9 protein-coding genes are annotated in these 11,840 nt (G+C 30.5%); 2 read left to right on the top strand and 7 right to left on the bottom strand.

The window, feature by feature from the left end; genetic code table 11:
- The first annotated feature begins 36 nt into the window (after positions 1-36).
- Positions 37-705, top strand: a complete 669-nt coding sequence (folE, locus tag BTO06_RS10545; protein WP_100925269.1) for a GTP cyclohydrolase I FolE — start codon at positions 37-39, stop codon at positions 703-705.
- A gap of 52 nt (positions 706-757) precedes the next feature.
- Here the strand turns inward: folE and BTO06_RS18790 are convergent, their stop codons facing one another.
- The 3 genes from BTO06_RS18790 to BTO06_RS10525 form a co-directional block, all read right to left on the bottom strand.
- On the bottom strand, positions 758-3,628 hold the full coding sequence (locus BTO06_RS18790; RefSeq protein ID WP_232731445.1) for an FAD-dependent oxidoreductase: 2,871 nt from the start codon (positions 3,626-3,628) through the stop codon (positions 758-760).
- 180 nt (positions 3,629-3,808) lie between these two features.
- Positions 3,809-4,579 (bottom strand): zinc ribbon domain-containing protein, encoded by a 771-nt coding sequence (locus BTO06_RS10530; RefSeq protein ID WP_100925268.1) that lies wholly within the window; start codon positions 4,577-4,579, stop codon positions 3,809-3,811.
- A gap of 6 nt (positions 4,580-4,585) precedes the next feature.
- Positions 4,586-5,680, bottom strand: coding sequence for a Nif3-like dinuclear metal center hexameric protein (locus BTO06_RS10525; RefSeq protein ID WP_100925267.1), 1,095 nt, complete (start codon positions 5,678-5,680; stop codon positions 4,586-4,588).
- A 173-nt stretch (positions 5,681-5,853) separates the two neighbouring features.
- On the opposite strand from BTO06_RS10525, the gene lpxK reads away from it, so the two are divergent.
- On the top strand, positions 5,854-6,879 hold the full coding sequence (gene lpxK / locus BTO06_RS10520) for a tetraacyldisaccharide 4'-kinase (RefSeq protein ID WP_100925266.1): 1,026 nt from the start codon (positions 5,854-5,856) through the stop codon (positions 6,877-6,879).
- A 2-nt stretch (positions 6,880-6,881) separates the two neighbouring features.
- On the opposite strand, the gene BTO06_RS10515 is transcribed toward lpxK, so the two are convergent.
- The 4 genes from BTO06_RS10515 to BTO06_RS10500 all read right to left on the bottom strand — a co-directional run bounded on the left by BTO06_RS10515 (position 6,882) and on the right by BTO06_RS10500 (position 11,826).
- The gene (locus BTO06_RS10515; RefSeq protein WP_100925265.1) at positions 6,882-8,753 is read right to left on the bottom strand and encodes a hypothetical protein; all 1,872 of its coding nucleotides are present in this window, start codon (positions 8,751-8,753) and stop codon (positions 6,882-6,884) included.
- A gap of 296 nt (positions 8,754-9,049) precedes the next feature.
- Positions 9,050-9,676: a hypothetical protein gene (locus tag BTO06_RS18685; RefSeq protein ID WP_198517070.1), complete on the bottom strand. Its 627-nt coding sequence runs from the start codon at positions 9,674-9,676 to the stop codon at positions 9,050-9,052.
- A gap of 386 nt (positions 9,677-10,062) precedes the next feature.
- Positions 10,063-10,692 carry a hypothetical protein gene (locus tag BTO06_RS10505; RefSeq protein WP_100925264.1) on the bottom strand — a complete coding sequence of 210 codons (630 nt, stop codon included), beginning with the start codon at positions 10,690-10,692 and terminating at the stop codon, positions 10,063-10,065.
- A 57-nt stretch (positions 10,693-10,749) separates the two neighbouring features.
- Positions 10,750-11,826 carry a mannose-1-phosphate guanylyltransferase gene (locus BTO06_RS10500; RefSeq protein ID WP_100925263.1) on the bottom strand — a complete coding sequence of 359 codons (1,077 nt, stop codon included), beginning with the start codon at positions 11,824-11,826 and terminating at the stop codon, positions 10,750-10,752.
- Positions 11,827-11,840 lie beyond the last annotated feature (14 nt).

The raw sequence follows: 11,840 nt of genomic DNA, 5'->3' as shown, positions 1-11,840 counted from the left end.
ATTAAACAAAAAGTTATGTTCGAGACCCACAACAATATGATAGACGATAGAATAGACGAAATTGGTGAAAACCACATCGGAACATCGGCAAATACACCATTAAGGGCTGATGCTTTTGATATTTCGGACGAAGAAAAGATTGCAAAAATCGAAGAAAGCGTTAAAGATATCCTTGAAACTTTGGGTATGGATTTAACGGACGATAGTTTGTATGGTACTCCAAGAAGAGTTGCAAAAGCGTATGTGAATGAATTATTTATGGGATTAAATCCTAAAAATAAACCGAAGGCATCTACTTTTGATAATAATTATAATTATGGTGAGATGTTGGTAGAAAAAAATATTGTTGTTTATTCGACCTGCGAGCATCACTTGTTACCAATTGTTGGTAGAGCACATGTTGCATACATCTCAAATGGTAAAGTAATTGGTTTATCAAAAATGAATCGATTAGTAGAGTATTATGCAAAAAGACCTCAAGTACAAGAGCGTTTAACAATGCAAGTTGTGCAAGCCATGCAAGAAGCATTAGGAACAGATGATGTAGCTTGTGTGATTGATGCGAAACATTTATGTGTAAACTCTAGAGGAATTAAAGATATAGAAAGTTCAACTGTTACAGCTGAATTTGGCGGTAAGTTCAAAGAGAAAGAGACTAAAAGAGAGTTTTTAGATTATATAAAATTGGGCACATCCTTCGATTAATTTCAATAAGAAAAAAAACAAAAAAGAGTAACTTTTAGTTACTCTTTTTTTGTTACCATCCTAGGTAATAATCATCATCAAGCCAACTTGGACATTCTAATGCGTATTTTTCTCTCATAATATGTTCAGTTACACAGAACGCTCCTTCAACCCAACCTTGTTGATCTGAATATGCTTCGCCGGCAATAAAAATTCGTTCCTCTTCGAAAGGTTGTCGAATGTATGGCATTACATCCCAAACTTTATATTCGTTTTTCCAGGCATGATATCCACCTCCGTAAGGATCTTTGGTCCAGTCTTTATAAGCAGAGGTGTATGGTGGTGGAACTTCAACATTTGGACCATGTAATTCTCGTACTTGATTCATGACCTCCCCAACCATCATTTTACTAGCGTGTTCGTAGTCTGCGTAAATACTATTTTTTGCTCGTACTAATTTGGTTTCTCGAGTTTGGAATTTCTCTCCAGCTTCTAATGCTTGCCAGAAAGTTACTGTTCTCATGTCGTTATAACTAGCTAAAAATAAAGAGTGAGAATTCACGGGATCAACTCCGAAATAGTAACATTGTCGCATTGGTAAATCTGTAATAGATTCTCCTGCCATTGCGCCTAAGCTAGCTTCCCACCAAGGTTCTTCAAAACCAAGCAATATTTTTACCGATGGTTCTGGAATAACAGAATTTAGGTTATTATGTAGTTTATGGTTTTTTTCTGGATTGAAGAAGAAATTGTCCTGATCTAGTAGTTCTAAAGATCGTTTTGGCATTCCTAGAATCATGTCTTTTGCTTCAACTTCATAATATTCTTCTTTTTTTAAATTATAAAAAGTTAGAATGTATTTATATTCACTCGAAATGTCTTTATTTTTTTTGAATGTTTTCAGTTTATTCTTTGTGTAAATTGTACCACCTTGTTGAATAAAATCATCTCCTAAACAAGTCAGTATTTGATCATATCCACCTTCGATAGTTTTGTATTTTACAGAGTCACTTGCAAAATCTCCAACCATATAAGGAAATGCCTCTGCTGCATTCCAGTTGATTGTGTTTGAATAGTATCCACCAGCTTGTGATAAGAATTCATAGCATTCTTGAGAAGATCGATCTTTTAATAAGTTCCAGAAACCAATTTTATAAACCTTAATTCCCTTATAAGGTCCATCAAATTGATATACTAAGTCTTGTTTAACACGATTCCATTCTTCTCGTGGATTTGGGTTTTCTTGAATTTGTTTTAAAGAATATCCATCAGCTTCTAAAACTTCACTAATAATTTCTGTGAAAATATCGTCAGAACTCATTCCTTCAAATCGTTCTTGAACAAAATATCTTGTCTTAAACTTCTCACCAGTTATTTGAGACTGAGAAAATCTATTTGCAAAGAAGCGTTGTTTTCTTAAATAATATAAATGATGATTAGCATCACCCATTGGAAAGTCGATTGGATTTAATCCATATTGAGTAGAGAATACATCTTCAATTAATGCGGTTACAATTTTCTGTTCCGTCATATATCGCATTCCCCCAAGTTCTCCAACTACATTTATTCCTGGAAGTTTTACAGATTCTAATCTTCCTCCAATGCGATCACTCATTTCGAAAATAGCTACATCTAAATCCAGTTTTTCTCCTTTTTTATTAGTTCCGTTTAATAATCTATATCCAGAGTATAAACCTGATGCTCCAGCTCCAACAATAGCAACATCTAATCGCTGTCTTTTTGCTTCTTTAGTTACAAATCGATTACTAATTTCACCTCGTACAACTGGCCATTGAATTTTAAAATGTGAAATATCAAACTTTGTTTTTCCTTTAACAGCTAGGTCAGAGAGAATTTTTCCTAATAAAGGAATGAATTTAGCGGCCCAACCACCAGTATATACAATAATATTTTTATGATTATGAACCCAATTAGGCAGTGTATCTAACATTAACTCCTTATTGTTATTGTTTAAAGTGATTAAACAAGTAGAGGTGAATTCTGGATTATCATCCAAGCCAATCATATGATCTCTAACCCAAGCTGAGTTTAGCGCAGAACTTTCTTCACTTGGAATTCCGGTTCTATCTGAAGGATCTTTAAGAATACGATCTGGTATATCTGGAGCTACGCGAATATATCCTGGATTTGCCCAATTCTCCTCTGGGAAACCGTAGAATAAATTGGTGTTTTGTGGTTCTTGGAATACAAACCAAGTTGGTAAAGTAATGTCTTTTGTTTTCTTGTAATAGGCAGATGACATTTCCCAGATATCGACATTTACCGATAATCCAAAATGTTTTAGAATATCGTTTACAAATGCTCCAGGAGTAATAACTAATTTTTCTGTCGTGTAAAGATGTTCAGAGGTTTCTACATTGATTATTCCTGTGTTTAAAGATTGAATATTTGTAACAGGAGCAAACTCTATTAAATCTATATTTCCGGCATCATTAGCAATATTGAATAAAGCTTTTAAAGTTGCCTTTAGATCAATTATTCCACCGTCTTTTTGAAGGAATCCATTATAATCTTCAGGTAAGTCTTTAAAAGGATATTGTGCTTCAATTTGTTTAGCGTTAAGTGGAGTGTATGGAATATGAAGTTTGTCCATAACATTCATTGCAGCTTGAATTCCTCCTTCTTGTGAGCTAATATTTGGATCACCAAACCATAATGAACCCACTTTATCAATTAGTTGTTCGTCAGTTGTTTTTTGAAGCTTATCCCAATAAGGAATTGATTCTAAGGCAAGTTCTGACATATATTCTTGTGCATATTGAACTCTAAATTGACGTGAAAGTCCTGCAGAACTTCCTTTATCATTAAAAAATCCAAATTGCTCTAGAACAAGTACCTTTTTATTGGTATTTGCTAATTCCGCAGCAGTTGCTAATCCCATGGCACCACCACCAATGATAATAATATCATATTCAGTTTTCATGATTTATTTTAATTTAGGTTAGTAAGTAAATTTTAGTAAGGTTAAATTACTGACTTATTACAACCGTTTTAAAGATTAAACCATAACTGCAACATATTAAGGTATAAGTGAAACGAGAAAAGTACTACAAATAAAAAAAGCGACTTAAAAAGTCGCTTAGAAATTATGTAGAATCTCTAATTATGAGATTAAGTTTTCAATTTTTTGTTTCTCCTCAGCAGCAAGAGCAGCATCCACTAAAATACGCCCACTGTGCTCATCGATAGTAATTTTCTTTCTGTTTGCAATTTCTAATTGAACCTGTGGTGGAATAGTAAAGAAAGATCCTCCAGCAGCTCCTCGTTCAATAGATACAACAGCTAAACCGTTTTTAACTTTGTTACGAATCCTTTTATATGCAGTTAATAAGTGCGCATCAATTGAATTAGAAAATTCTTCTGACTTCTGGATTAATAACTTTTCTTCTTTCTCAGTTTCCTTAAGGATTGCATCTAATTCAGACTTCTTCGCGTTTAAGTGCCCTTCTTGTAAGGTTAACTTTTCTTTTGTTGAATCTACAACTTGTTTTTTTTGCGAAATCTTGGCTTTAAATTCTTTAATTCTTTTTTCTGCTAATTGAATTTCTAATTCTTGATATTCAACTTCTTTAGTTAAAGAATCGAATTCACGATTGTTACGTACATTTTTTTGTTGCTCTGTATATTTCTTAATTAAAGTTTTTGATTCTTCAATAGCCAATTTTTTGTTACTAATATCAGTATTTAAATTGTCAATATCTTGAGCTAAGTTCGATAGTCTTGTATTTAATCCGGCAACATCATCTTCTAAATCTTCTACTTCTAAAGGTAATTCACCACGAACGCTTCTAATTTCATCAATTCTAGAGTCAATTAATTGTAAGTCGTATAGCGCTCTTAATTTTTGTTCTACCGTTACTTCTTTTTTTGCCATTGTCTATTAAATATAATGTATTGGATTTGTACTCTTTTCGCTTAAACGAATCGCAAAATTAGTGAATTTTTTTGTAAGATAGTCAACTAAAAGGTTTTTTGTAAACTGTTCACTTTCATAATGTCCAACATCGGCCAATAAAATACAATTTTCCGCCTTAAAAAATTCGTGATATTTAAAGTCAGCACTAATATAAGCATCCGCTTTTTCTCGTATTGCGTTTGAAATAGCAAAACTGCCTGCACCCCCTAATACTGCAACTTTTTTGATTGATTTCCCTAGTCGTTTTGAATGACGAACACAGTCTGTTTTAAAGGTAGATTTTACAAACTCTAAGAATTCATTTTCGTTCATAGGATTTTCTAACTCACCTATCATTCCCATACCAACATTTTGATGTTTATTGTTTAAAGTTATAACTTCATATGCAACTTCTTCATATTGATGATATTTGAAAAGTGTACTTAAAATTTTACTTTCAAGATAACTTTCAAAAGTAACTGTAATACAAGTTTCTTCTTCATATTGCAGTTCACCTTTCTTGCCAACAGTTGGATTGGAATGTTCGTTTCCTCTATAACTACCCTTCCCTTCTACATTGAAAGAACAGTTGTCATAATTACCGATAGATCCCGCACCAGCTTCGAAAAGTTTATTTCTCAAATAATCAGCATCACCGAAAGGAACATAGGTTGTGAGTTTTTTAATAATTCCTTTTTTAGGAATTAATATTTTATTGTTTCGAAGATTCAATACTTCACACATTTTCGCAGAAACACCAACTTTTGAATTATCTAAAGCCGTGTGCGTCGCATAAATAGCAATGTTATTTTTAATTGCTTTTAAAACAACTCTTTCTACATAACTGTTTCCATTTAACTTTTTTAAACCTCCAAAAATTATGGGATGGAAACTTACAATTAAGTTACAGTTATTGGCTATTGCTTCATCAACAGTTTCTTCTAATGTATCTAAAGTAACAAGGACTCCTGATACTTCTGAATTGTAATTTCCAACAAGTAGTCCAACATTATCGAAATCTTCAGCAAAGGAAAGTGGAGCAATTTTTTCTATATAATTTGTTATTTCTCTAATTATCATTGTCTAGTTTTATTAACTTCAAAGTTAAGATTTTTAATGTATTTTCGTTCTGATTAAATGAACATGAATTTTATTTATTTCAGGGATTTATTGAACTAATAATTTAAGTTTATGTGAGTTACTGAATATGGTGGAAGTTTCTTAAGTGTTCAGGTGTTTAAAAAATCAAATAGATGAAAATATTCCGCTTTTTACTATATCCTTTTGCTATTATATATAATGTAATTACAAAAGTGCGAAATGTTTTATTTGATTTAAATATGTTAAAATCAACATCTTTTAATATTCCTGTAATTGCTGTAGGAAATTTAACGGTGGGTGGAACAGGAAAAACTCCACAGATTGAATATTTAATCAGACTATTAAATTCTGAATATAAACTTGCTGTTTTGAGTAGAGGTTATAAACGTAAAACAGAAGGCTTTCAATTGCTTAATAAAAGTCATTCAGCCGAAGATGTAGGAGATGAACCTTTACAGTTTTTTTCGAAATTTAATGGAATTAATGTTGCCGTAGATGCAAATCGTACCAATGGAATAACTCAATTATTATGGTTGGTTCAACCAAATGTAGTTTTGCTAGATGATGCATATCAACATAGAAAAGTAAAGGCAGGTTTTTACGTTTTATTAACCAAGTTTGATGATTTGTATTGTCATGATTTTTTACTACCAACAGGTAATTTAAGAGAAAGTAGGAGTGGAGCAAAAAGAGCGGATATTGTTGTTGTAACAAAATGTCCAAATCAGTTAACTGATTTCGAAATGAAATCTATTGAGAAAAAACTTAGATTATTACCAAATCAGAAACTTTTTTTTTCAAAAATAGAATACAATGAAAATTTATTAGGCGGTGAGGAGTTAATTCCACTTTTACAGTTAAATGAAGAATTTATTTTAGTCACAGGAATTGCTAAACCTACGAGTTTGATAAAATATTTGAAAGAAAGAGAGTTGAAATTTAGACATTTACAGTTTCCGGATCATCACCATTTTTCAGAGCAAGATCTTTCTAGAATAGAAGCATCTCGTAAAAGTCTCCAATCAAAAAATAAAATTGTTTTAACTACTGAAAAAGATTTTGTTCGATTAAAAGGTAAAATAGATAGTTTGTATTACATTGAAATACACAATTCATTTTTATCAAATCAAAACGACTTCGATTCTTCGATAAAAGAATTTATTAAAAACTCTAAGTAATACTATTTACTACAGTTTTCACAGTGAGTAGCTCTTAAAAAGTCATCCTCGAGTAACTGAAAGGTAACCCCTTTTTTCAAAGCTGAATTATATAAGCTGCAAAAACGTTTTTTGTTCATGTTAATCGCGTTTAACATAACAGTTCTATACGCTTCGGTTTGTGTTAACTCCTCTTTTGTAATGGTTAAATTTAAATAGTAGAATAGTAAATCCTCATCAACAGTAATGTTGTTTACTTTTTTTTCAATTGTGTGAATTGCATCGTAAATAGTCGAGTTATAAGTAAAAAACTGAGCTATACTTAAATAGTCAAAATCAGAAAGAATTAAATTTTGATATGATTTTAAAACATAATTGACAGAAGAATCTTTGCCTTTATGATTGTTTTTTCTCGCATCTTCTTCAGCTTTTACAATATGATAATTCACAATCATTTTGTCAATAAGATCTTTTGAAATTCCGTATTCTTTAAGATTGATAATTTCTTTTTTAAACTCTTCTCTATTTATTTCACGAGCACGGTGTTTCCAAATAATAAATTTTAAAACGGCTAAATTATATTTTAAGCGTTTATCATTTGGTTCAAGTTTTTCTAGTTGTAAAAGTTCTTTTTCAACATTTAAAGTTTGTTTTAAGTCAACAAAATATTTGAAAATACAATTCTTAGTTAGTAATCGTAAATACTTCTTACTCTTCGGGATTTTCATGTTTTTCAAAACTTGTGGTTTGAATTTGTCACGAAGTCGATCTAAAATTGAATTTTGAATTGCACAAGCTTCTTCTAGTTTATCAGCGCGAACAGCTTTATTGAAAAGTGTTACTAACTGATCAACATGCAATTTCTCGAATTCATCCTTTTTCTCAAGAGATAAAACAACAACTGCTTTTCTGTGATTTCTTAAAACCGGTTCTAAATTGGCCGCATATTCATTTATTAGTTTTGCTTTCACATTTTTCTTTGGAAGCTTTACTAATTTTTTATGTTTCGTTTTCTTGATATCATTGAAAAATTCTACCCAGTTTTCTGATGTTGAAATTTTAGTAATTATACTAGGCTCTTGAAATGATTGTAGGGAACCTGCAATACTTCTAGCACGTTGATTTTGTAATTCGATATTTCTTTGAGCACTACCTTCAACTGATGCATAAGCATTAATGTTGATTTTTTTGATATTGTAATCTGTTAGCTTTAAAGAATCGTACAAAGGTTTAATGTCTTCTGGTTTGTACTCTGATTTATCTTTTTCAAATGGTATTGAAAATGTTAATTTTTTATAATTTGTTATAATATGATTTTTGTTGGAGGTAATCTTTTTGTTTTTATATGTAATGTCATCTAAATACACTCCCATATCCAATAAATCTCTTGGATACTTCTCTAGGTTATAGATAGTATAGTATTTACAAAAAGCTTTATTATGAAGAAATAGAAGATTAAATTCAATTTCTTCTTTTTGTAAGTTAGGAGGTACTTTACCAATGTAAACTCTATATCTGTTTCTGCTTATGCTTTTTAATTTTCCTGGTTTATTAATTCCATAAACGGGAGGTAAAAGAACACCTCTAATTTGTGAAGGCTTAACTTCTTTGTCACAAGAATATCTACTTCTACGAACAATATCAACGGCAATTCCATCACCTTGCTCCTTAAACAAGGCATTATACCAGTTTCTGTTATTAACTTCAAAATATAACTTATTGTCTTCTAATCGAACACCAAAACGTACGTAGTTTGGTTTTTGTTTAAAAACCTTGGTGAACGTGTTACATTTATTTTCTCTGTCCCCATCAGGAAAATAAATACCGTAGGTATATTGTTGTGCGTTTGCTATTGAATAAATAGTAAATGCTAGTAGTAAAAGTTTATTTTTCATTTTTCCCCGAGCCAAAGATCAACGACCTTAGACTTAAATAATTTATTCGGTATTACTTAATGAATTGAAGCCCCATTCAATTCAAAAAAGAAAACGCCAAAATTAGTCCAAAATTGTTTAAGCTATTGGTTTTGTTAAAGTTTGTCAGAAAAATTGTGTAATTTGACTGTTTTGAGTTATAGAACTCTATATTTTATCTAATTTCGGTAATGTGGATTTTATATTGTAGGAAGTTGATTAGTTAATTTTGGTTGTTTTTGTTTAACGAAACTAAGAACATGAATTTCATAATTATGCTATTGAGAGTCTCCAAAATGCTTCTTGCTTTTTACTTTTGATAATTGATTTTCAATATTATTGATAATTTCTGGTGTAAAATTATTCGTGTTTTCAAATATTAAATTAATGGACTTTGAAGTTTCATATTGGGGTGTGTAAAAAGTATTGGCTTGCGATTTTTCTTTAAAGAATTGCTCCATCATTTTCATTCTTTTAAAATGTGTAAATTCAAAGTATAATTTTTCTAATTCAATTACTTTTTGAATTTCTAACTTTCCCCAATTAGCTTCAAAAGATTTAATTATTATTGCAGTAAAGTTTAAGTTTTTACTTTCCAAATCAACACCTGTTAAATCATCAATATGTAAATCGAAATTAAAAGCAGGTAGATATTTAGAAGCACTATAGTTTTCATTTCTTAAAACAGAACTATTATCTTTTTGGTTGATGATTTTATCAACCTTGATACCATAATACTCGAAGGTTTTTCTGATTTGATGTTTATTTCTAAATGAAGCGGTGTAGATATTGATTGAATGTCCTTTGTTTTGAAGAAGAAGTATTAAATCTCTAGATCCTTTTCTTATTTTTCTATACCTAAAATCTTCTATTAAATCCTCTTTTTTCGGCTTCGAATTCCTCATTATAAGGTATTAATGTTCCATCAAGATCAAAACTTATATTCAATTTATTTTTAAATAATAGACTTAGGTTTATTGATAATTCTTTAAACTCCGTTAAAGTTTAAAAAAGGGAACAATGTGAAAAGAATCAATATAATAATGAACAATTCTAGTTTATCTTTTGCAGAATGAGAAATTTTGTAAATGAAAATAGAGGTAAGAAACAGGTAGATCGAAGAACGCAAAAAATTGGTTTTCAATACCAATCATATGTCCATGTATCATTGATAAAACAATATTAATACTTACATATGATGCGTTTATTCGGTAATAAAAAATGCTCAAAAAGTGAGAACATTAATGAGTAAAAATATAGTAGCAAATATGAAAGGCCTATGTCTTATATATTACCAATCTATATGTAAAATGCTTTTTCCTTTGATGTAGGAGTTCAAAAAGTGTTTTTGAATATTTCCTTCTTGATACATATGGTTATTTGGATGATTGAAATCTAAAAGTTTTTGAAAATTTTCTAATTGACAATAAAAACTTTCGTTCTCGTAAAAATTGTAAAATGTTGAATCCATTCCTTTTCTTTGATAACCAATTTCTTTAAAGTAAGCAACTTCTTTCATAAGTTCACCTTCGTAGGAGATACTCTTATAAGGAATTTGCAATTTTCTATCTACAGTAAACTTATCATTAAAGATATGTTTATTAAAGCTATTCAGTTGGTTATAATCTTCAAAATTTACAATTAATTTTTTCAATTCAGGATTAGTTTCTGTTGCGAATAGTTTAAAATCAGTAAATCCATCTTTCTTATTTAAAAGAATTGATTTTCCCAATTGTAGTTCTTCATCATTTCGAAAAACAGCAACATATTCCCAAATACCTTTTGTAAAAGCTCTTGAAAAAATATTCTCAGACAGAAGATTTACATCTTTCAATGAAGATTTGATTTCCTCTTTTAGTAATGTAAAAGAGTCAAATTCTTTGTTAGGTACAACTTGTAAATGTGTAATATCTAATCCCAACTTAATGGATAATTTTTTTTAAATAAGGGTTTTAAAGAATTGAGTTATTCCTAAAGATTAAACGAATTTTTTACCGAAAGAATCACGAGCTTCTGCCATGATTTTTTTGATATCTTGGTCATCCTTTCTTGGACAAATCATTATAATATCTTTCTTTTCAACCACAATAAAATCTTCCAATCCTTGAATAACAACACGTTTTCCGTTTTCAGTACGAATCATGTTTCCTCTAGCATCTCTAAATATAACATTGGCTCCTACAACTGCATTATCGTCTTCGTCTTTCTTTAGTTTACCATATAAAGATCCCCAGGTCCCTAAATCATTCCAGCCGAAATCTACAGGTAGTACATGAACATTTTCTGCACGTTCCATGATTCCAAAGTCAATAGAAATATTCTCACAATCTTTGTAGTTGTTTTTAATGAAATCGTCTTCAAAGTCTGTATTGTAAACATTATTTCCATCGTCAAGAACAGCTACCATTTCAGGCAAATAAGCTTTAAATGCTTTCAGAATACTTTTAGCAGACCAAACAAAAATTCCTGCATTCCAAAGGTAGTCACCACTTTCAAGAAATGATTCAGCAGTTGCTAAGTCAGGTTTTTCAGTAAAGTTTTTTACTTTTTTTATTTCAGAATCAGCGTTTTCATATTGAATGTAACCATAACCAGTATTCGGATGATCAGGTTGAATTCCTAAAGTCATTAGAATATCCTTGTTAGCACAAGCTTCAAATGACGTTTTTATGTTTCTTAAAAATTCACTTTCATCTTTGATCCAATGATCAGATGGCGCAACAAGAATAACAGCCTCTGGGTTTTGATTATAAATTTTTAATGCCGAATATAAAATACAAGGCGCAGTATTTCTCATTTCTGGCTCAAGTAATAACTGTTTCGTGTTTAACTGAGGAATTTGTTGAAGTACTAATTTCTCGTAGTTTTCATTTGTAGCAATCATAATATTGCTTGTTGGAACCAATTCATTAATACGTTCAAACGTTCGTTGAATTAAAGATTGTCCAGTTCCTAACATGTCATGAAATTGCTTTGGAAACTTTTGTGTACTAACTGGCCAGAATCTAGATCCGACTCCACCAGCCATAATTACGGCATAAAAATTATTCTTCATAGTGAGTTCTTATG

The organism is Tenacibaculum sp. SZ-18, assembly GCF_002813915.1.
In the GTDB taxonomy this organism is placed as follows: Bacteria; Bacteroidota; Bacteroidia; order Flavobacteriales; family Flavobacteriaceae; genus Polaribacter.
The sequence above is the reverse complement of the archived record's forward strand: the minus strand, read 5'-3'. Positions and strand labels throughout refer to the sequence as shown.

Excerpts from the sequence above, each read along its gene's own strand:
- folE (WP_100925269.1), top strand. The coding sequence starts at position 37 with ATGATAGACGATAGAATAGACGAAATTGGTGAAAACCACATCGGAACA.
- lpxK (WP_100925266.1), top strand. The coding sequence starts at position 5,854 with ATGAAAATATTCCGCTTTTTACTATATCCTTTTGCTATTATATATAAT.
- BTO06_RS18685 (WP_198517070.1), bottom strand. The coding sequence starts at position 9,676 with ATGAGGAATTCGAAGCCGAAAAAAGAGGATTTAATAGAAGATTTTAGG.
- BTO06_RS10500 (WP_100925263.1), bottom strand. The coding sequence starts at position 11,826 with ATGAAGAATAATTTTTATGCCGTAATTATGGCTGGTGGAGTCGGATCT.
- BTO06_RS10515 (WP_100925265.1), bottom strand. The coding sequence starts at position 8,753 with ATGAAAAATAAACTTTTACTACTAGCATTTACTATTTATTCAATAGCA.
- BTO06_RS18790 (WP_232731445.1), bottom strand. The coding sequence starts at position 3,628 with ATGAAAACTGAATATGATATTATTATCATTGGTGGTGGTGCCATGGGA.
- BTO06_RS10530 (WP_100925268.1), bottom strand. The coding sequence starts at position 4,579 with ATGGCAAAAAAAGAAGTAACGGTAGAACAAAAATTAAGAGCGCTATAC.
- BTO06_RS10525 (WP_100925267.1), bottom strand. The coding sequence starts at position 5,680 with ATGATAATTAGAGAAATAACAAATTATATAGAAAAAATTGCTCCACTT.